The organism is Micromonospora sp. CA-248260, from assembly GCF_050942205.1.
Taxonomy (GTDB): domain Bacteria; phylum Actinomycetota; class Actinomycetes; order Mycobacteriales; family Micromonosporaceae; genus Micromonospora; species Micromonospora antibiotica.
The window spans coordinates 1,080,126-1,099,194 of the sequence record NZ_CP192021.1; the positions used below are offsets into that span (position 1 = coordinate 1,080,126).

The 19,069-nt window shown below is 71.7% G+C and carries 19 protein-coding genes and 1 pseudogene; 15 read left to right on the forward strand and 5 right to left on the reverse strand.

The genetic code is table 11. From position 1 onward, the window contains the following. Window positions 1–167: 167 nt before the first annotated feature. Complete coding sequence (locus ACQP2H_RS05065; protein WP_433231328.1) at window positions 168–1,514, reverse strand: aspartate aminotransferase family protein; 1,347 nt, start codon at window positions 1,512–1,514, stop codon at window positions 168–170. Between the two features lie 627 nt (window positions 1,515–2,141). On the opposite strand from ACQP2H_RS05065, the gene ACQP2H_RS05070 reads away from it, so the two are divergent. The 3 genes from ACQP2H_RS05070 to ACQP2H_RS05080 are packed head-to-tail and all read left to right on the forward strand — an operon-like array spanning window position 2,142 to window position 3,249. Then, the gene (locus tag ACQP2H_RS05070; protein ID WP_219470690.1) at window positions 2,142–2,885 is read left to right on the forward strand and encodes a Scr1 family TA system antitoxin-like transcriptional regulator; all 744 of its coding nucleotides are present in this window, start codon (window positions 2,142–2,144) and stop codon (window positions 2,883–2,885) included. Beyond that, entirely contained in the window at window positions 2,876–3,058 is a 183-nt protein-coding gene (locus ACQP2H_RS05075) for a DUF397 domain-containing protein (RefSeq protein WP_219467357.1), read from the forward strand. Before ACQP2H_RS05070 ends, ACQP2H_RS05075 begins: the two co-directional genes overlap by 10 nt. Before the next feature lie 11 nt (window positions 3,059–3,069). Beyond that, on the forward strand, window positions 3,070–3,249 hold the full coding sequence (locus tag ACQP2H_RS05080; protein WP_219467360.1) for a DUF397 domain-containing protein: 180 nt from the start codon (window positions 3,070–3,072) through the stop codon (window positions 3,247–3,249). 30 nt (window positions 3,250–3,279) lie between these two features. Here ACQP2H_RS05080 and ACQP2H_RS05085 read toward each other — a convergent pair whose 3' ends face one another. Further along, entirely contained in the window at window positions 3,280–3,792 is a 513-nt protein-coding gene (locus ACQP2H_RS05085) for an Lrp/AsnC family transcriptional regulator (protein WP_219467362.1), read from the reverse strand. A gap of 207 nt (window positions 3,793–3,999) precedes the next feature. On the opposite strand from ACQP2H_RS05085, the gene ACQP2H_RS05090 reads away from it, so the two are divergent. The 9 genes and pseudogenes from ACQP2H_RS05090 (at window position 4,000) to ACQP2H_RS05130 (ending at window position 10,876) form a co-directional block, all read left to right on the forward strand. Next, entirely contained in the window at window positions 4,000–5,184 is a 1,185-nt protein-coding gene (locus ACQP2H_RS05090) for an extracellular solute-binding protein (protein ID WP_433231333.1), read from the forward strand. A 5-nt stretch (window positions 5,185–5,189) separates the two neighbouring features. Then, the gene (locus ACQP2H_RS05095) at window positions 5,190–6,341 is read left to right on the forward strand and encodes an ABC transporter ATP-binding protein (protein ID WP_357536360.1); all 1,152 of its coding nucleotides are present in this window, start codon (window positions 5,190–5,192) and stop codon (window positions 6,339–6,341) included. 5 nt (window positions 6,342–6,346) lie between these two features. Further along, window positions 6,347–7,249, forward strand: coding sequence for an ABC transporter permease (locus ACQP2H_RS05100; protein ID WP_357536362.1), 903 nt, complete (start codon window positions 6,347–6,349; stop codon window positions 7,247–7,249). 232 nt (window positions 7,250–7,481) lie between these two features. Next, on the forward strand, window positions 7,482–8,369 hold the full coding sequence (locus tag ACQP2H_RS05105; protein ID WP_363819936.1) for an ABC transporter permease: 888 nt from the start codon (window positions 7,482–7,484) through the stop codon (window positions 8,367–8,369). Next, window positions 8,366–8,569 carry a hypothetical protein gene (locus ACQP2H_RS05110; protein ID WP_219470902.1) on the forward strand — a complete coding sequence of 68 codons (204 nt, stop codon included), beginning with the start codon at window positions 8,366–8,368 and terminating at the stop codon, window positions 8,567–8,569. The genes ACQP2H_RS05105 and ACQP2H_RS05110 overlap by 4 nt, the downstream gene beginning before the upstream one ends. Next, window positions 8,569–9,771 (forward strand): saccharopine dehydrogenase family protein, encoded by a 1,203-nt coding sequence (locus ACQP2H_RS05115; RefSeq protein ID WP_363819939.1) that lies wholly within the window; start codon window positions 8,569–8,571, stop codon window positions 9,769–9,771. The genes ACQP2H_RS05110 and ACQP2H_RS05115 overlap by 1 nt, the downstream gene beginning before the upstream one ends. Then, window positions 9,768–9,893 (forward strand): annotated as a pseudogene (locus ACQP2H_RS05120) (agmatinase); the annotation flags it as partial. The gene ACQP2H_RS05115 and the pseudogene ACQP2H_RS05120, both read left to right, overlap by 4 nt. Before the next feature lie 23 nt (window positions 9,894–9,916). Continuing rightward, a complete protein-coding gene (locus tag ACQP2H_RS05125) occupies window positions 9,917–10,045 on the forward strand; it encodes a hypothetical protein (protein WP_255597893.1) in 129 nt (42 codons plus the stop codon). Between the two features lie 135 nt (window positions 10,046–10,180). After that, window positions 10,181–10,876, forward strand: coding sequence for a hypothetical protein (locus tag ACQP2H_RS05130; protein ID WP_433231336.1), 696 nt, complete (start codon window positions 10,181–10,183; stop codon window positions 10,874–10,876). 13 nt (window positions 10,877–10,889) lie between these two features. On the opposite strand, the gene gabT is transcribed toward ACQP2H_RS05130, so the two are convergent. Continuing rightward, window positions 10,890–12,161, reverse strand: coding sequence for a 4-aminobutyrate--2-oxoglutarate transaminase (gabT, locus tag ACQP2H_RS05135; RefSeq protein ID WP_208570312.1), 1,272 nt, complete (start codon window positions 12,159–12,161; stop codon window positions 10,890–10,892). A 5-nt stretch (window positions 12,162–12,166) separates the two neighbouring features. Further along, window positions 12,167–13,603, reverse strand: a complete 1,437-nt coding sequence (locus ACQP2H_RS05140; protein ID WP_433231339.1) for a gamma-aminobutyraldehyde dehydrogenase — start codon at window positions 13,601–13,603, stop codon at window positions 12,167–12,169. 143 nt (window positions 13,604–13,746) lie between these two features. Here ACQP2H_RS05140 and ACQP2H_RS05145 point away from each other — a divergent pair, with 143 nt between their 5' ends. Beyond that, window positions 13,747–15,186, forward strand: a complete 1,440-nt coding sequence (locus ACQP2H_RS05145; RefSeq protein ID WP_219467380.1) for an aldehyde dehydrogenase family protein — start codon at window positions 13,747–13,749, stop codon at window positions 15,184–15,186. Between the two features lie 16 nt (window positions 15,187–15,202). On the opposite strand, the gene ACQP2H_RS05150 is transcribed toward ACQP2H_RS05145, so the two are convergent. Beyond that, window positions 15,203–16,426 (reverse strand): SUKH-3 domain-containing protein, encoded by a 1,224-nt coding sequence (locus ACQP2H_RS05150; RefSeq protein ID WP_219467383.1) that lies wholly within the window; start codon window positions 16,424–16,426, stop codon window positions 15,203–15,205. Window positions 16,427–16,500: 74 nt separating this feature from the next. Between ACQP2H_RS05150 and ACQP2H_RS05155 the strand changes: the two genes are divergently transcribed. Beyond that, window positions 16,501–16,932, forward strand: coding sequence for a YbaB/EbfC family nucleoid-associated protein (locus ACQP2H_RS05155; RefSeq protein ID WP_308291022.1), 432 nt, complete (start codon window positions 16,501–16,503; stop codon window positions 16,930–16,932). Then, a complete protein-coding gene (locus ACQP2H_RS05160; protein ID WP_219467389.1) occupies window positions 16,925–17,269 on the forward strand; it encodes a hypothetical protein in 345 nt (114 codons plus the stop codon). Before ACQP2H_RS05155 ends, ACQP2H_RS05160 begins: the two co-directional genes overlap by 8 nt. Window positions 17,270–19,069: the final 1,800 nt, after the last annotated feature.

Genomic DNA, 19,069 nt, shown 5'->3' on the forward strand with positions numbered 1-19,069 from the left:
CGGCGGCGGGAACTTCGCTGGCCGCGAAGTGTCAGTGCCGGCCGGCGGGGACGGGTGGCCGACCGGGGTGCGGAGGTGCCCCTCGGGTGTGGGGTGGCCGGTCCGGTGTGGGCCGGCCGGCGGGACCGCGGGTCGAGCCGCTGTCCGGCTGGTCGGCCCGCAGACGGTTACAGCCGGGACCACGCCTCGGTGAGTACGGCGCGCAGGATCTGCTCCATCTCGTCGAACTGCTCCTGCCCGCTGATCAGCGGCGGGGCGAGCTGCACCACCGGGTCGCCCCGGTCGTCGGCGCGGCAGTAGAGCCCGGCGGAGAAGAGCGCCGTCGACAGGAAACCGCGCAGCAGCCGCTCCGACTCGGCCTCGTCGAAGGTGGCCTTCGTCGACTTGTCCTTGACCAGCTCGATGCCGTAGAAGTAGCCGTCCCCCCGGACGTCACCGACGATCGGCAGGTCGGTGAGCTTCTCCAGGGTGGACCGGAAGGCGTCCTCGTTGGCCCGGACGTGGCCGATCAGGTCCTCCCGGGCGAACACCTCAAGGTTGGCCAGGGCCACCGCGCAGGAGACCGGGTGCCCGCCGAAGGTCACCCCGTGGGCGAACATGCCGGTCTCGGTGAGAAACGGTTCCATCAGCCGGTCACTGGCGATCATCGCGCCGAGCGGGGCGTAGCCGGAGGTGATGCCCTTGGCGGTGGTGATGATGTCAGGTTGGTAGCCGTACCGGACGGCACCGAAATACTCGCCGAGCCGACCCCACGAGCAGATCACCTCGTCGGAGACGAGCAGCACGTCGTACGCGTCGCAGATCTCGCGTACCCGCTGGAAGTAACCGGGCGGCGGCGGGAAGCAGCCGCCGGAGTTCTGCAACGGCTCCAGGAACACCGCCGCGACCGTGTCCGGCCCCTCCCGCTCGATGGCCCGGCGGATCTCGTCGGCGGCCCAGCGGCCGAACGCCTCGGGCGAGTCGCCGTGCTCGGGGGCCCGGTAGAAGTTGGTGTTCGGCACCTTGATCCCGCCGGGCACCAACGGCTCGAAGTCGTTCTTGATGCCGGGCAGGCCGGTGATCGACAGGGCGCCCATCGAGGTGCCGTGATAGGCGAGGTAGCGGCTGACCACCTTGTGCTTGTTGGGCCGGCCGGTGCGCTTGAAGTAGGCGCGGGCCAGCTTCCACGCCGTCTCGACGGCCTCCGAGCCGCCGGTGGTGAAGAAGACCCGGTTGAGGTCGCCGGGTGTCAGCGACGCGATCTTCTCGGCCAGCTCGACGGCCTTCGGGTGGGCGTACGACCACAGTGGGAAGTACGCCAGCTCGGCGGCCTGCTTCGCGGCTGCCTCGGCCAGCTCGGTACGCCCGTGCCCGGCGTTGACGACGAACAACCCGGCGAGCCCGTCCAGGTAGCGACGGCCCTGCGAGTCCCAGACGTACGTGCCCTCGCCGCGCACGATGGTGGGCACCTCGCCGGCCGAGTAGCTGGCCATCCGGGTGAAGTGCATCCAGAGGTGGTCGGTGGCGTTGGCCATGTCAGCCCCATCGGGTCTCTGGGCCGGGCAGGGGTGACACCGGCCGCTCTGCCCACGGTTATCCCACAGTCCGGCCGCGAAATGCAAGCCTAGTTCGCGTCAGGGGCGACGGATTCAGCGTGAGTGAGGGCGTAAGGCAACGGAATCCGTACGCTCCAGGGCGGTGGCGGTCCGGCGGGATGCCCGCCCTGTCGGCCCCGCGCCGGCCCGCCTCGGTGGGGCGAGTCGCATGATCGACCCAATTGCGGCCAGCTTGCGGTATCCGGGCACGGGGGAGACCGCTATATCGGCTCCCGAGAGTGGATCAAGGATGTCGACGGGCAGCGGGCCGGGCCTCCGGGAGGCGGGACACCCCTGTTTCGGCCCGGGGGTGGGGATCCCTGGGGGAGCCGACCGGAGTGGACCGGAGTGGCCCGGAGTGGCCCGGAGTGGCCCGGGGCTGGGTGTTTCCAGGTGCACTTCCGGGGCGTTTCGCGGACCTTCCGGGGCATCTTGCGGACCCTGTGAGAGGTCTCGCGCCGACACGCCGTTGACCTGCGGACATCGACACACACTGTCGTTATGGTGCGCCGGAGCGTGCCGGTCGGGCGGAAGGGGCTGCCGGTGAACGAGGTGCTTCGGGTGGCGATGGCGGAGCGCGGGGAGACGGTCGAGTCACTGGCGCATCAGGTCGGGGTGGATCCGAAGACGGCGGGGCGGTGGCTCAGCTCGGGGCGGGTGCCCCATCCGCGTACCCGGGTGGCGGTGGCCGGCGTCCTCGGCCGGGAGCCGGCCGAACTCTGGCCCGAGCCCTACCGTCGCCGCGACCTGCCCTGGTTCCGCCCGTGGGCAGAACTGGAACAGGACCCCACCTCGATCCGGTCGTACCAGTCATTGCTCGTGCCGGGCCTGCTCCAGACCGAGGAGTACGCCCGAGCGGTGCTGGGGACCGGCGGTCTACTCCCGCCCGACGAAGTCGGGCAACTGGTGAACGGACGTTTGGAGCGACAGGTTCTGCTCGACCGCGACCCTTCAGCCCAGTTGGTCTTCGTCATCGACGAGGTGGTGCTCCACCGGATGGTCGGCGATCGCATGACTATGGCCCACCAGGTTGGTCACCTGGTGGCTGTCGCCGAGCGGGAATACGTGCAGGTGCGGGTGATCCCGCTCGGTGGACCCTGGCACACCGGTCTGGCCGGGCCGTTCATGCTGGCTCGGCTGCCCGACGGCAGTGAGGTTGCCTATCTGGACAATCAGCTCCGTGGTGAGCTGGTGACCGAGAGCGCTGACGTTGCTAGCCTGGGCAGGAGATGGGAGAGCGTGGCCGGCGAGGCGCTGCCTGCTCGTCGATCGCACGAGCTGATCCGGGAAGCGGTGGAGAGATGGACGTGATCGAGCCCCGCTGGCGTACCGCCAGCCGCAGCAGCAACAACGGCGGTGACTGTGTCGAGGTGGCCGACAACCTGCCCGGCCGGGTGCTGGTGCGGGACAGCAAGGACCGGACGGGCGGCACGTTGAGCTTCATCCCAGACGCCTGGCGTGCCTTCGTCGCCGCCCAGAAGTGAGTGGTGGAGAGATGGACCTGATGGAGCCGTGCTGGCGTACCGCCACTCGGAGCAGCAGTAACGGCGGTGACTGTGTCGAGGTGGCCGACAACTTGCCGGGTCGGGTGCTGGTGCGGGACAGCAAGGACCGGACGGGCGGCACGTTGAGCTTCACTCCCGACGCCTGGCGTGCGTTCGTCGCCTCCCGCTGAGCCCCGGGGAGCAGGCCACGGTGGGTGGGCTCAGGCCGTACCCCAGGTGTAGGTCTGTTTGCGGAGCTTGAGATAGACGAACGCCTCGGTGGCGAGCACCCCGGGCACCGACCGCAGCCGTTGCAGGATCTCCAGCAGGTGGGCGTCGTTGCGGCAGACCACCTCGGCGAGCAGGTCAAACGAGCCAGCGGTGATCACCACGTAGTCGATCTCGTCGAACTCGGCCAGCCGGTCGGCGACGGCCTCCAGATCGCCGTCGGTGCGCAGGCCGATCATGGCCTGCCGGGGGAAGCCGAGCTGGAGCGGGTCGGTCACCGCGACGATCTGCATCACCCCGGCGTCGAGCAGCCGCTGCACCCGCTGGCGGACCGCCGCCTCGGAGAGCCCCACCGCCTTGCCGATGGTCGCGTACGGCCGGCGGCCGTCCTGCTGTAGCTGCTCGATGATCTGTTTCGCCACGTCGTCCAACAGCGCGTGGCTGGCACCTTCGCGCACCGTGACGCGTCGCCCCCCGCTGCCGTTCTCGTGCTGTCGGATCGTCATCGACCGCTCCCCATGTCCGTTCCCCCAGCTGAGCCTAGTGCCATCGCGCGGTTTGGCGTAATTCGTCGTCAGAGGCTATTGCGGCAACGGAATCCCTTGTGAGGCTGGTTACCTCATGCCAGGATCAGTCGTCTCAGGCACCCGACCCCTCCCGCCGGCGCCGCACCCCGTCCCCGCCGCCGTCGGACGACCCCTAGGAGTCGTCACATGCGTATTCCCCTGCGGCCCCTCACCCGGCGTGGACTGCTCACCGGCACCCTCGGATCGGCCGCCCTGCTCGCTGCGGGCGGCAGCCTCGCCGGTTGCGGCACCAAGGCCGCTACCCAGACCGAGGCGGGCTGCAAGAGCGACGACCTGTCGGCCACGGAGAAGACCCTCGCCTTCTCCAACTGGCCGCAGTACATGGACGTGGACGACAAGGACGCCGCGAAGCGGCCCAGCCTCGACGCGTTCGTCGCCGCCAGCGGCATCCAGGTGACCTACACCGAGGACATCAACGACAACAACGAGTTCTTCGGCAAGGTGCAGAACCAGTTGGCCGGCTGTCAGAGCACCGGGCGGGACATCATCGTCCTGACCGACTGGATGGCCGCCCGGATGATCCGGCTCGGCTGGATCCAGAAGCTCGACCCGGCCAAGGTGCCGAACGTGGCGGCCAATCTGCTGCCGTCGCTGCGCGGGCGCTCCTTCGACCCGGAGGACCGGGTCGCGATCCCGTGGCAGTCCGGCCTCGCCGGGCTGGCCTACAACGGCAGCGTCACCGGGGAGATCCGCACCGTCGACGAGCTGCTCACCCGGCCCGATCTCAAGGGCAAGGTGACCGCCCTGTCGGAGATGCGGGACACCATGGGTCTGCTGCTCTCCTCCAACGGGCACGACCCGTCGAAGTTCACCGCCGCGCAGTTCGACGACGCGCTCAACAAGCTGCGCAAGGCCGTCGAATCCAAGCAGATCCGTCGCTTCACCGGCAACGACTACGCCCCCGACCTGGCCAAGGGGGACATCGCCGCGTGTGTCGGCTGGTCCGGGGACGTGATCCAACTGGCCGGCGACAACCCCAAGATCAAGTTCGTCGCGCCGGACTCGGGGGTGATGCTGTTCAGCGACAACATGCTGGTGCCGAACAAGGCCACCCACCGGGGCAACGCCGAAGCGCTGATCGACTACTACTACCAGCCGGCGGTCGCCGCGAAGCTCGCCGCGTTCGTCAACTACATCTGCCCGGTCAAGGGCGCCCAGGCCGAGATGGAGAAGATCGACCCGGAGTTGGCCGCCAACCCGCTGATCTTCCCGGACGACACCCTGCTGGCGAAGTCGAAGGTCTTCATGGCCCTCGACGAAAAACAGGAAAAGGAATACGAGTCGAAGTTCCAGCAGGTCATCGGGGCGTGAGCGGGATGGCGAACGAGGCACCCGCCGGTGACCTGCGGCTGGCCCAGCTGAGCAAGCGGTTCGGCGTCTTCACCGCCGTCGACGACCTCAGCCTGACCGTCCCGCAGGGCTCCTTCTTCGCCCTGCTCGGGGCGTCCGGCTGCGGCAAGACGACCACCCTGCGGATGATCGCCGGGCTGGAGGAGCCCACCAGCGGGCAGGTGCTCCTCGGCGACCGGGACATCGCCCGGCTGCGGCCGTACCAGCGGCCGGTCAACACCGTCTTCCAGAGCTACGCGCTCTTCCCGCACCTGGACATCGCCGAGAACGTCGCCTTCGGGTTGCGGCGGCGGGGCATCCGCAAGGTCGGCGACCAGGTCCGCCGGATGCTGGCCCTGGTCCAGCTCGACGGCTACGAACGGCGTCGCCCGGCCCAGCTCTCCGGCGGCCAGCAGCAACGGGTCGCACTGGCCCGCGCCCTGATCAACCACCCGCAGGTGCTGCTGCTCGACGAGCCGCTCGGCGCGCTCGACCTGAAGCTGCGCCGGCAGATGCAGATCGAGCTGAAACGCATCCAGACCGAGGTCGGCATCACCTTCGTGCACGTCACCCACGACCAGGAGGAGGCCATGACGATGGCCGACACGGTCGCGGTGATGAACGCCGGCCGGATCGAGCAGCTCGGCGCACCGGCCGAACTCTACGAGTACCCGGCGACCGCGTTCGTGGCGAACTTCCTCGGCCAGTCCAACCTGCTCGCCGCCGACGCCGCCGGCCCGGCCGGGTCCGAGGTGCCCGTCACCGCGCACGGCGCGCGCTTCTCGGTGCCCGTCGACCGCGCCCGCACCGACCGGGGCCCGGTCTACCTGGGGGTACGTCCCGAGAAGCTGCACCTGGCCGAGACCGCCGACCAGGTGCCCACCGGCCACCACCAGGTCGAGGGGGTGATCACCGACGCGTCGTACGTGGGGGTGAGCACCCAGTACCTGGTGCGCACCGGGTGGGGCAGTGAACTGTCCGCGTTCACCGCGAACAGCGGCGTCGGCCGGCAGCACCCGGTCGGCACGACCGTGGTGGCGCACTGGGACCCCCGGCACGCCTTCCTGCTGCCCCGCGAGCCCGGTCAGGACGACCGCACCACCCCGCTGCTCGACGAGCCCGTCGGGGCACCGTCGTGACCGCACTGGCCCAGTTGGGCGGCGGGACGCCGGCGACCGGGGCACCGGCACCGGCCCGGCCCGGCCGGCACCGGCTGCTGCCGTACCTGCTGCTGCTGCCGGGGGCGGCCTGGCTGACGCTGTTCTTCGTCGTGCCGCTGCTGCAGTTGGCTGCCGCCAGCCTCTACGACCCGACCGGTTCGCTCTCCACCGGGTACGCGCTGACCTGGGCGTTCGGCAACTATCCGGAGGCGGTGCAGGCGTACTGGCCGCAGTTCGCCAGGTCGTTCGGCTATGCCGGGGCGGCGCTGGTGCTGGCCCTGCTGCTGGGCTACCCGCTGGCGTACGCGATCGCGCAGAAGGCCGGCCGGTGGAAGAACCTGCTGCTGGTCTGCGTGGTCGCCCCGATGTTCACCAGTTTCCTGGTGCGCACCCTGGCCTGGAAGACCATCCTGTCGGACAACGGCGTGCTGGTCGGGCTGCTGCGCGACGTGCACCTGCTCGGTCCGGACGGGCGACTACTCGCCACCCCGGTCGCGGTGGTGCTCGGGTTGACGTACAACTTCCTGCCGTTCCTGGTCCTGCCGTTGTATGCGAGCCTGGAGCGGCTCGACTACCGGCTGCTGGAGGCGGCCAGTGACCTGTACGCCGGCCCGCTGCACGCCTTCCGCACGGTCACCCTGCCGCTGTCGATGCCCGGCCTGATCGCCGGCACCCTGCTCTTCTTCATCCCGGCCACCGGCGACTACATCAACGCCGAACTGCTCGGCACCCCCAACGAGTACATGATCGGCAACGTCATCGACTCGGCGTTCCTGGTCCGGTTGGACTACCCGCAGGGTGCCGCCCTGTCGTTCCTGCTGATGGCGGCGATCCTCGCGGTCGTCTTCGTCTACCTGCGCCGCGCCGGCACGGAGGATGTGCTGTGAGCGCGAGGAGTGCAGCGCAGCGGAGCCCCGCAGTCGCGAGCGGAAGGTCGGTCCGGTGAGCGCGAGGAGTGCAGCGCAGCGGAGCCCCGCAGTCGCGAGCGGAAGGTCGGTCCGGTGAGCGCGAGGAGTGCAGCGCAGCGGAGCCCCGCAGTCGCGAGCGGAAGGTCGGTCCGGTGAGCGCGAGGAGTGCAGCGCAGCGGAGCCCCGCAGTCGCGAACGGAGGTGGATTCCGGTGAGGGTGTCGCGGTGGTTGGCCGACCGGTGGGTGATGATCGTCGCGCTGCTGGTGCTCGGCTACCTGTTCCTGCCGATCGCCGTGGTCGCCGGCCTCTCCCTCAACCGCCCGTCCAGCCGGCTGTCGTACGACTTCAACGAGTTCACCCTGGACAACTGGCGGCAGCCCTGCGCCACCCCCGAGATGTGCGACGCGGTCGTCCGCAGCGTACAGATCGGGTTCCTCGCCACCGTCGGGTCCACGGTGATCGGCACGCTGATGGCGTTCGCCCTGGTCCGGCACCGGTTCCGGGGGCGCGGCGGGATCAACCTGCTGATCTTCCTGCCGATGGCGACGCCGGAGCTGGTGCTCGGCACCTCGCTGCTCGCGCTGTTCGTCTCCGCCGGGGTGCCGCAGGGATTCTGGACCGTCGTCATCGCGCACGTGATGTTCTGCGTGTCGTTCGTGGTGGTGACGGTCAAGGCCCGGCTCGCCGGGATGGACCGGCGGCTGGAGGAGGCCGCGATGGACCTCTACGCCAGCGAGTGGCAGACGTTCCGGCGGATCACCCTGCCGTTGGTGCTGCCCGGCATCGTGGCCGCCGCGCTGCTCGCCTTCTCGCTGAGCTTCGACGACTTCATCGTGACGAACTTCAACGCCGGCACCACCGTCACCTTCCCGATGTACGTCTGGGGTGCCGCCCAGCGGGGCATCCCCCCACAGGTCAACGTGATCGGCACGGCGATGTTCGCCATCGCCCTGCTGCTCGTCGGGCTGAGCATGCTGCGCGGTCGACGGTCCCGACGGGCCGCGCTCCCGGTCGCCGACGCGCCCGGCCGAAGGGCGGCAGGCTCGGCGTTCCCGGTCGCCGACGCGCCCGGCCGACGGGCGGCAGACCCGTCGTGATCCTTCCGCATACCGACCGGGCGTTCGCCGAGGTGACGCCCGGCCGGTATGCGCACCACCGCCCCGACTCTCCCCGTCCGGCCGCCGACATCCACCTCACCCGCTGGTCGCCGGCCCGCGCCGACGCGTACGCGCACGACGACCGGCACCAGCACTGGCTCCGTACGCCCGATCGTCTTGGTTTGGGGTTCGATTCCTGATGCGTATCCTGCTCGTCGGTGCCGGCGGGGTCGGCTCCGCCGCCGTCGCCATCGCCGCCCGCCGTTCCTTCTTCGCCACCGTCGTCGTCGCCGACTACGACCTGACCCGGGCCGAGCGGGCCGTCGCCGGACACGGGGACCGGTTCGTCGCCGTGCGGCTCGACGCCTCCTCGGCGGACGCCGTCGCCGCGCTCTGCCGGGAACACCGGATCACCCACGTGCTCAACGCCGTCGACCCGCGCTTCGTCATGCCGATCTTCGAGGGGGCGTTCGCCGCCGGGGCGGACTACCTGGACATGGCGATGTCACTGTCGCACCCGCACCCGGCGCGGCCCTACACCCAGACCGGGGTGAAGCTCGGTGACGAGCAGTTCGCCGCCGCCGCGACCTGGGCCGACGCCGGTCGGCTGGCGCTGTGCGGCATCGGCATCGAACCGGGCCTGTCCGACGTGTTCGCCCGGTACGCCGCCGACGAGCTGTTCACCGACATCGACGAGATCGGCATCCGCGACGGCGCGAACCTCACCGTCGACGGCTACGACTTCGCCCCCTCGTTCTCCATCTGGACCACCATCGAGGAATGCCTCAACCCGCCGGTGATCTGGGAGAGGGACCGGGGCTGGTACACCACCGAACCGTTCAGCGAACCGGAGGTCTTCGACTTCCCGGCCGGCATCGGCCCGGTCGAATGCGTCAACGTCGAACACGAGGAGGTGCTGCTGATCCCACGCTGGGTCAAGGCCAGGCGGGTCACCTTCAAGTACGGCCTCGGCGACGAGTTCATCGAGGTGCTCAGGGCCCTGCACAAGGTCGGTCTCGACTCCACCACCCCGGTGTCGGTGCGCGGCATGCAGGTCTCGCCCCGCGACGTGGTCGCCGCCAGCCTGCCCGACCCGGCCACCCTCGGCGACCGGATGCGCGGCAAGACCTGCGCCGGCACGTACGTCACCGGCACCGGGACCGACGGCCGGCCGCGCCGGGTCTACCTCTACCACGTGGTCGACAACGAGTGGTCCATGCGGGAGTACGGCCACCAGGCGGTGGTCTGGCAGACCGCGGTCAATCCGGTGGTGGCGCTGGAACTGCTCGCCACCGGCGGCTGGTCCGGCGTCGGGGTGCTCGGCCCGGAGGCGCTGCCCCCGCGCCCCTTCCTCGACCTGCTCACCGACTACGGCTCCCCCTGGGCGCTGGAGGAACGATGACCCGCTACGGCCCGATGTACGGCCCCGACGTCACCTTCCTCGGGGTGCCACCCTGCACGGTCACCGAGCCGGTGACCTACGCCGACGCCGACGTGGTCATCATCGGGGCGCCCTTCGACGGCTGATGGGGGTCACGCCGGGCCGGGTGAGTCAGATCGAGAACGGTGATCTGGACGTCAACGAGGTGGCGACGCTGAGCAGGTATGCCGCCGCACTCGGCGCACGCCTGCGGATCATCTTCGACTACGGCAACGATCTGCGGCAGATCGCCTGAGCGGAGCCGTCACACTCCGTCGACATCGACGGCACTCTCGCCTGGTGTCCGAAACTTTCCTGACAGTGGAACTGAACGGGGAGCGCTCCCGGGCCGTATCAGCCGATGCAGGCAACGGCGACGACGGGAGACGTGGTGAAGGTGCAGCGCAAGCACGTACTGGCGGCGGGGGTGGCGGTGGTCGCCACGGCGGTGGTGGCGGTGGGGACCGGATTCGGGTTCGCCGACACCACGTCCGCCCGTCCGAGCCTCTGCTCCGGGTCGGTCACCTTCTCCGCCGAGGGCGGGGACCCCGCCGCGACAAGTGACCGGTTCCCCGTGGGCACACGGTTGCGGGTGACGAACCTGGACAACGGCAAGGTGGCGACGGTGTCGGTGAGCGGGCCGTCGGGCAGTTGTGTGCTGCTCAACGCCGCCGCGATGGACCTCGTCCGGGAGCCCGGCAAGAACGTGATCCGGCGCAACGTGGTCGAGCGGGTCGGCGTCGACGCGCCGGCCGCCCCGGCTCCTGGCGAGACCCGGCCCGGCGCCGCCCAGCCGCCGGCCTCCCAGCGGCCGACCCCGTCGGCGACCGGCGTGGCGGCCCGGCCCAGCGCGTGTACCGGCTCGGTGACCTTCTCCGCCGAGGCCGGCGCACCGGCCGCGACGAGCGACCGGTTTCCGGTGGGGACACGGTTGCGGGTGACGAATCTGGACAACGGCAAGGTGGCGACGGTGTCGGTGAGTGGGCCGTCGGGCAGTTGTGTGCTGCTCAACGCCGCCGCGATGGAGCTGCTCCGGGAGCCGGGCAAGAACGTGATCCGGCGCAACCTGGTGGAGCTGGTGCGCTGACGGCGGTGGGCGGTCAGCCGAAGGCGGCGTCCAGGATGTCCAACCCACGGGCCAACTCGTCGTCGGAGATCACCAGCGGCGGCAGGAACCGCAGCACGTTGCCGTAGGTGCCGCAGGTCAGGGTGAGCAGGCCGGCGGCGTGACAGGCCGCCGAGACGGCACTGGCGGCGGCCGGGTCCGGCACCAGGGTGCCCGGCCGGACCAGCTCCACCGCCAGCATCGCGCCCCGGCCGCGTACCTCGGCGATCCGGGGGTCGCGGGCGGCGACGGCGCGCAACCGGTCGGCGAGCACCGACCCGATCCGCCGGGCGGCGGCGGCCAGGTCCAGCTCCCGCATCGTCTCGATGCTGGCCAGGGCCGCCGCGCAGGCGATCGGGTTGCCGCCGTAGGTGCCGCCGAGGCCGCCGACGTGCACCGCGTCCATCAGCTCCGCCCGGCCGGTCACCGCCGCCAACGGCAACCCGCCGGCGATGCCCTTGGCCAGGGTGACCAGGTCCGGCACCACGCCCTCGTGGTCGCAGGCGAACCAGTCGCCGGTACGGCAGAAGCCGGTCTGGATCTCGTCGGCGACGAACACCACCCCGGCCGCCGTCGCCCACTCCCGCAGCGCCGGCAGGAAACCCGTCGCCGGTACGACGAAACCGCCCTCCCCCTGGATCGGCTCGATCAGCAGCGCGGCCACGTTCTCCGCCCCGACCTGCTTGTCCACCAGCTCCAGCGCCCGCGCCGCCGCCTGCGCCCCGGACAACCCGCCGTCGCGCAGCGGGTACGACATCGGCACCCGGTGGATCTCCCCGGCGAACGGCCCGAACCGGTGCTTGTACGGCATGTTCTTCGCGGTCAACGCCATGGTCAGGTTGGTCCGGCCGTGGTAGGCGTGCTCGAAGACCACCACCGCCTGCCGTCCGGTGGCGTGCCGGGCGATCTTCACCGCGTTCTCCACCGCCTCGGCACCCGAGTTGAACAGCGCCGACCGCTTCTCGAAGGTGCCCGGGGTCAACGCGTTGAGCTGCTCGCAGACCGCCACGTACGACTCGTACGGCGCGACCATGAAGCAGGTGTGGGTGAACCGTTCGACCTGGGCGCGTACCGCCTCCACGACACGCGGGGCCGAGTTGCCGACGCTGGTGACCGCGATGCCGGCGGCGAAGTCGATCCACTCCCGCCCCTCGACGTCGACGATCGTGCCGCCGCTGGCGGTGTCCACGTACGAGTCGATGACGCTGCCGACCCCCCGGGCCACGGCGGCACCCCGCCGCCGGTGCAGCTCCGCACTGGAGACCATGGGGATCAGCCCTCGATGTGGTGCATGACGTGCTTGATCCGGGTGTAGTCCTCCAGGCTGTAGACCGACAGGTCCTTGCCGTGCCCGGAGTGCTTGAAGCCGCCGTGCGGCATCTCCGACACGAACGGGATGTGGGTGTTCACCCAGACACAGCCGAAGTCGAGCCGGCGGGTCATCCGCATCGCCCGGCCGTGGTCACGGGTCCAGACCGAGGCGGACAGGCCGTAGTCGACGCCGTTGGCCCAGCGCACCGCCTCGTCCTCGTCGGTGAACCGCTGCACGGTGATGACCGGGCCGAACACCTCCTGCTGGATGATCTCGTCGGCCTGGCGTACCCCGGAGACCACGGTGGGGGAGTAGAAGTAGCCGCGCCCGCCCACCCGCGCGCCACCGGTGTGCAGGTCGGCATGATCGGGGAGCCGGTCGACGAAGCCGCTGACCCGGGCGAGCTGGTTGGCGTTGTTCAGCGGGCCGTAGAGCACGTCGGCGTCGTCCGGGGCACCGGTGCGCGTGTTGCGGGCCTGCTCGGTGAGGGCCGCCACGAAGTCGTCGTGCACACCGGGACCGGCCAGCACCCGGGTCGCCGCAGTGCAGTCCTGGCCGGCGTTGAAGTAGCCGCCCATCGCGATCGCCTCGGCCGCCGCCGCCACGTCCGCGTCGTCGAAGACCACCACCGGGGCCTTGCCGCCCAGCTCCAGGTGGGTCCGCTTGAGGTCCGGCGCGGCGGCCGACGCGACCTCCATGCCCGCCCGGGTCGAGCCGGTGATCGACACCAGCTGCGGCGTCGGATGCGCCACCAGGGTACGACCGGTGTCCCGGTCGCCGCAGACCACGTTGAACACCCCCGGCGGGAAGAACTCGGCGGCGATCTCGGCCAGCAGCAGCGTCGACACCGGCGTGGTGTCCGACGGTTTCAACACCACCGTGTTGCCGGCCGCCAACGCCGGGGCGATCTTCCACACCGCCATCATCAGCGGGTAGTTCCACGGGGTGACCTGCGCACAGACCCCGATCGGCTCCCGCCGCACGTACGAGGTGTGCCCGGCCAGGTACTCCCCGGCCGAGCGGCCCTCCAACATGCGGGCCGCCCCGGCGAAGAACCGGAACTGGTCCACCGCCGGCGGCAACTCCTCCTCGGCGGTGAGCTGCCGCGGCTTGCCGGTGTTGCGCACCTCCGCGTCGACCAGCTCGGCGGCCCGCGACTCCACCGCGTCGGCGAGCTTCAGCATCGCCCGCTGCCGCTCGGCCGGGGTGGTCTCCCGCCAGGTCTCGAAGGCGGTGGCGGCGGCCCGCATCGCCGCGTCCACGTCCGCCGCGCCGGAGACGGGAGCCTGGGCGAAGACGTCACCGGTGCAGGGGTCGATCAGATCGGCGTGACCGCCGTCCACCGGGTCGACGTACGCGCCGTCGACGAAGTTGCGCAACTGCTGCTGGTCGCTCATGGTGAGGTCTCTCCAGGGGTGGCTGGGAGTCGGAGTCAGCGGAGGTAATCGCAATCTGACTGCCATCTTGGCTACCGAATTCGCGGCAGACAAGGGCTTGAGCGACTGTTTCCGTGCGGCTGCGTGTCGTCTACGCTGCCGACGTGGAGCCGAGAGCGTTCTGGGTCGCCGGTCGTGCCGTCCACGGCGACGACGAGTTGACCGTCACCCACCCGTACGACGGCCGGGCGGTGGGGCGTACCAGCTGGGCCACGCCCGACCAGGTCGAAACCGCCGTCGCCGCGGCGGCCAGGGTGGCGACGGAGGCCGCGGCCCTGCCCGCACACGTCCGGGCGGCGGCCCTCGACCACGTCTCCCGGGAACTCGCCGCGCGGGCGGCCGAGGTGGCCGACCTGATCACCGCCGAGAACGGCAAGCCCGTCACCTGGGCGCGAGCCGAGGTGGGCCGGGCGGTGTCGACGTTCCGCTGGGCGGCCGAGGAGGCCCGACGGTTCTCCGGCGAGATGCAGCGCCTCGACACCGACCCCACCGCGACCGGCCGGATCGCCCTGGTCAGGCGGGTGCCCCGGGGGCCGGTGCTGGGCATCACCCCGTTCAACTTCCCGCTCAACCTCGTGGCGCACAAGGTCGCCCCGGCCCTCGCGGTCGGTGCGCCGATCATCGTGAAGCCCGCCCCGGCGACACCGCTGTCCGCGCTGCTGCTCGGCGAGATCCTCGCCGGCGCCGACCTGCCGGCCGGGATGTTCTCGGTGCTGCCGTTGCCCAACGACCGCACCGCCGACCTGGTCGACGACCCCCGGCTGCCGGTGGTGTCGTTCACCGGCTCCGGGCCGGTCGGCGCGCAGATCCGCCGTCAGGTGCCGGACAAGCACGTCACCCTGGAACTCGGCGGCAACGCGGCGGCGGTGATCTGCGCCGACTGGTCGTCCGACGCGGACCTGGACTTCGCCGCCCGGCGGATCGCCACCTTCGGCAACTACCAGGCCGGGCAGTCCTGCATCGCCGTGCAGCGGGTCCTCGTGCACGAACACCACCACGACGCCTTCCTGCCCCGGCTGGTCGCCGCCGTGCGGGCACTGCGCACCGGCGACCCCACCGCCGAGTCGACCGACGTCGGGCCGCTGGTCTCCGTCGAGGCCGCCCAACGGGTCGAGGCGTGGGTCGACGAGGCCGTCGCCGCCGGGGCCACCGTCGAGACCGGGGGCCGCCGCGACGGCGCCAGCTATCCACCCACCGTGCTGACCGGGGTGCCGCCGTCGGCCAAGGTCTGCGCCGAAGAGGTCTTCGGGCCGGTGCTGGTGGTGGCGTCGGTCGACAACGACGACGCCGCCTTCGCCGCCGTCAACGACTCGGCGTACGGGCTGCAGGCCGGCGTGTTCACCCACCGGCTCGACGTGGCGTTCACCGCCGCGCGGGTGCTGGAGGTGGGCGGGGTGATCGTCGGCGACGTGCCGTCGTACCGGGCCGACCAGATGCCGTACGGGGGCGTCAAGGGCAGCGGCGTCGGCCGGGAGGGCGTGCGGTCGGCGATGGACGACTACACCGAGCCGAGGGTGCTGGTGCTGACCGGGATGCCGCTGTAACCCCGGCACACCCCTCTCACCAGCTGCCGTCGTCCCGGACCCGGGGCGGGGCGAGACCCAGGAGCAGGGTGGTCAGCGCCGTGTCGACGTCGTCGCCGAGGAACCACTCGCCCGCCTGGTCCAGTGCGAAGACCCGGCCGTGCTCGTCCACCGCCAGGATCGTGTCCGGATGCCCCGCGCCGATCGGGAAGAGCCGTACGCCGAGCACGGCACCGAAGTCCGCCAGGGTGGCGGCGGTGTAGGCGGCGTGCACGGGGTCGATGGAGAACCGCGAGATCCAGACCTGCCGCCCGGGACCGCGCCGACCGGAGGCAAGCCCCGGAAACCTGGTGAGGGCGTTCAGCGCGGACGTGAGATCAGGATGTCGGGGGGAGATCTCCCTCGTTTCCGCGATCGCCTCCTCGGCAAGGCCATCGTCACCGAACCCCGGACGCCAGCCGGCGCTCACCAGCGCGTCGGCCACCTCCGGCGCGAACCGCCCCGGCTCCGGCGCGGCCTGCCTGTCCGGCTGCCACTGCCGGGTGAACGCGAGTTCGGACCAGCCGAGGACCGCGAAGTGCACCAGGAAGTTGAGGCAGGAGTCGCACGGGCGTTCCGCCGGGCCGGCCTGCGGATCACCCGGCTCGCGGGCCAGGAACACGTCCATCCCGGTCGCCAGCAGCAGCGACTCCGCCTCGCGCATGGTCAGCGGGGGCTGGCCGGCGGCGGCGCGGCGGTGGTCGTACTCGTGCAGGACGTCCGACACGACGACCATCTCGGCGTGCCGGTCGCCTCCGCGTACCAGGTGCCCCGGGGGCAGCTCGTCCAGGTAGGCCCGGACCAGTGGGTGGTGCCGCACCGCCACGTCGCCCTTGACGCCGTGACCGAGGTAGGTGCGGCCCTCGACGGTCAGGTGCGCCACGGTGGCGGGCGTCGGCAGCCGACGGATCTCGCGGAGCAGCAGGCTGGCCGGGTCGACGGTGCGCGGGGCGGGGGTGCCGGTGGGGCGGCTGCGGCGGTACATCTGCTGCACCACGGCCGCCGGCACCCGGGGCCAGGTGGTGACCTCGCCGGTCTCCTTGTCGACGACGGTGGTGGGCAGGTCGCCGGGGTCCGTGTCGACCGCGCGGTCGACGGTCGACCTGATCACGTAGCCCAGGTCGAACTCGTCCAGGGTGGCCCGGCACTCGTGGCCCAGGCGCTGCGAGTCCCGCCGGGCCCACACGTCGGCGAGTTGCTCGGCCTGTTGGCGATCGATCACGGCCCGAAACTACCGGACCCCACGGAATCGTGGCACCCGGTATGGTTCGCCTGACTGACGGTGACCGGGGGAGGGTGGCCTTGGCCGAGAGGGTGGACCGCGACGCGAACCAGGCGCTCCGGGCGCGGTTCGACGAGGTGTACGGCCAATACCGGCGGTTGCGGTCCGGTGTGGACGAACTGGGGTCCGAACTGGCCGCACTGCGTGTCACGGAGCGGTCGGACGACGGCCAGGTCACCGCCACGGTGGGTGCCCGTGGCGAGCTGATCTCGGTGGAGCTCACCGGCGAGGTCTACCACGACCGCGATCACCACGCGCTCAGTCGCAAGATCACCATGACGGTGCACCGGGCCTGCGCCCGGGCGGCCACGGCCACCCAGGAGTTGGTCGCCGCCCATCTGCCGGCCGGCTCGGGGTCGGTGGAGTTCCTGCGTACGGGCGACTTCGGCGCACTGTTCGGGCGGGCCGACGCGGTGCTCCGGCGGGAGGACGAACGGCATGGGTGAGGGGCAACTCTGGCTCGATCCGGCCCGGGCCCGGTGGGGCGGCACCGACCTGCACCTGGCCGGTGAATCGGTGTCGGCCCGCCGCGTCACCCTCGGTGGGGAGATCACGGCGGCCAGCGCACCCCGCCCATGGGGCCGGGACGACATCGGCGCGGCCTTCGAGAAGAGCTACCGGTCCCACGAGGAGACCCTGCTGCGTGCCTGGGCCGGGCTCGGCCGAGCGTTGCAGGGGCTCGGCACCGACGTGGTCACCTCGGTCGACGCCAACCTACGGACCGACGCGGCCAGCGGCCGGCGCTTCGACCGGGTGGCCGACCCTCGTGACCGTCGGCACTGACCTGCGGGGGAAGCCGTGACCGTGCTGCCGAGCCCGATCCCGCACCCCCTCGACTACAGCCCCTGGGACCTGCCGGGCTGGGCCTACGAGGCGCTCGACTGGGTGGTCGGCGTGGAGTGGCCGGAGGGAAACGAACGCGCCGTCTGGGACCTCGCCGACCAGTGGTACGCCGTGGCGGGCGCGTTGGCCGGCCCTCGTGCCGACGCGATCGCCGCCGCCACCGAGGTACGCGGCGGCTACGGCGGGACCGGCGCGGTCCCGGAGGCGTTCGAGGCGGCCTGGCGACGGCTCGCCGACGGCGACGAGGCTCCATTGTCGGTGCTGCTCGCGGTCAGTACCGACCTGGGTCGCCTGGTCGAGGAGTGCGGCTGCGACATCGAGGCCGCCAAGCTCGAGGTGTGGATCGAACTCGGCATCCTGGTCGTGGAGCTGCTCGCGCTCGCCGTCGCCGCCGCACTCACCGCCGGGGCCGCCTCACCGGCGGCCGGCGCGGCGGTCACCGCCAGTCGGCTGGTAATCCAGCAGATTTTCCGCCGGCTGATGGCGCAACTGGCCAAGAAGGCGCTCCGACAGGGCCTCAAGGAGGCGGGCGAGCGGGCCGCCAAAGAAGTGGCCCGGGACGGGATGCGTGGGCTCGGCAAGCGGGCGGTCAAGGGGGGCCTGTTCGAGGCGGGACAGGAGGGCGGCGTCAACCTCGCGACGCAGGCGTACCAGAACTCCACCGGTCGCCGGCACGGCCTCGACCTCGCCGATCTCGGTGCGTCGGCGCTCGGTGGGCTGGCCGGTGGTGCGGTCGCACCACTGGCCGGGCTGGGGCGGCACGCCACCGGGCGGGGGGCCCGGGTCGGTGAGCACCTGGGCCGGGAGATGACCGGCGAGGTGCTCGCGGAGGGCGCGGCGGGGCTGGCCACCGGCCAGGGAGCGTTGTCGCCGGAGGACGCGGCCCGGGCGGCCGTCTCCGGGGTCGGCGGTTCGGCGACCGCGCAGGCGGACGCCGCGCTGCACGCCCGCCTCGACGGCCGGCTGCACTCGTTGGCCGACGCCACCCAGGTGCCGGCGGCCTTCCCCGTCCCACCGTCGCCGGTGCCGGCCGGTACCGACCAGGCATCCCCGGCCGGCGATGCTCCTGCGCGGCCGGCCGCCGACGCTTCCGTGCCGGGACCGGCGACATCCTTCGGCCCCACCGTCGTGGCCGGTGACGGCTCAGGCACTGCCGTCGAGACGCCGTCGCCCCGCGATCCGCAGGTGCCGCCCGATCCCAGCCGGGCCGCCGCTGCCGTCGGGCCGGTGGACGGGCCGGCGGGAGCGGGCGCAGTGACGCCCCCGGCCCCACCGGCACCCGAGGTCGACCACGTCACGGGCGCGGCTCCGGCGTCGATCGTGGCCGAGTCGACGCCGTCCAGCCCCACCCTGTCCTCGGTCGCTGCCGATCAGGTGACCTCCCCGCTGACGGCAGGTCGAGCCGCTGAGGTGGCGCCGACGAACGCGGCGGTCACCGCACCACCCGGGCCCGACTCCGGGCAGGGCACCCCGCCCGCGAGCGTGACGACAGCGGGCGGAGCACCGACGGCAACCGCTGCGGCGTCACCTACCGCAGACCCCTCTCCTGGACGCACGACGTCGGCCGCTTCCACAGCCGGCGTTCCGCTGGGGCCGGCACCCGCTGGGTCGGTGGGGCCGGCACCGACGCCGGGGCTCCCGACCCACGGCAGCGCACCGGACACTCCGCAGGCTGCCCGGGAGAGGCCGCCCGGCGTAGCCGACCGCGATGGCCGGCGGCAGGGCGACAGGCGTTTCCCG

Bases quoted from the DNA above. Each gene is read 5' to 3' on its own strand.
- ACQP2H_RS05160 (WP_219467389.1), top strand. From the start codon at position 16,925: ATGGGTGAGGGGCAACTCTGGCTCGATCCGGCCCGGGCCCGGTGGGGC.
- ACQP2H_RS05070 (WP_219470690.1), top strand. From the start codon at position 2,142: ATGGCGGAGCGCGGGGAGACGGTCGAGTCACTGGCGCATCAGGTCGGG.
- ACQP2H_RS05115 (WP_363819939.1), top strand. From the start codon at position 8,569: ATGCGTATCCTGCTCGTCGGTGCCGGCGGGGTCGGCTCCGCCGCCGTC.
- ACQP2H_RS05090 (WP_433231333.1), top strand. From the start codon at position 4,000: ATGCGTATTCCCCTGCGGCCCCTCACCCGGCGTGGACTGCTCACCGGC.
- ACQP2H_RS05085 (WP_219467362.1), bottom strand. From the start codon at position 3,792: ATGACGATCCGACAGCACGAGAACGGCAGCGGGGGGCGACGCGTCACG.
- gabT (WP_208570312.1), bottom strand. From the start codon at position 12,161: ATGGTCTCCAGTGCGGAGCTGCACCGGCGGCGGGGTGCCGCCGTGGCC.
- ACQP2H_RS05080 (WP_219467360.1), top strand. From the start codon at position 3,070: ATGGACCTGATGGAGCCGTGCTGGCGTACCGCCACTCGGAGCAGCAGT.
- ACQP2H_RS05065 (WP_433231328.1), bottom strand. From the start codon at position 1,514: ATGGCCAACGCCACCGACCACCTCTGGATGCACTTCACCCGGATGGCC.
- ACQP2H_RS05095 (WP_357536360.1), top strand. From the start codon at position 5,190: ATGGCGAACGAGGCACCCGCCGGTGACCTGCGGCTGGCCCAGCTGAGC.
- ACQP2H_RS05075 (WP_219467357.1), top strand. From the start codon at position 2,876: ATGGACGTGATCGAGCCCCGCTGGCGTACCGCCAGCCGCAGCAGCAAC.
- ACQP2H_RS05140 (WP_433231339.1), bottom strand. From the start codon at position 13,603: ATGAGCGACCAGCAGCAGTTGCGCAACTTCGTCGACGGCGCGTACGTC.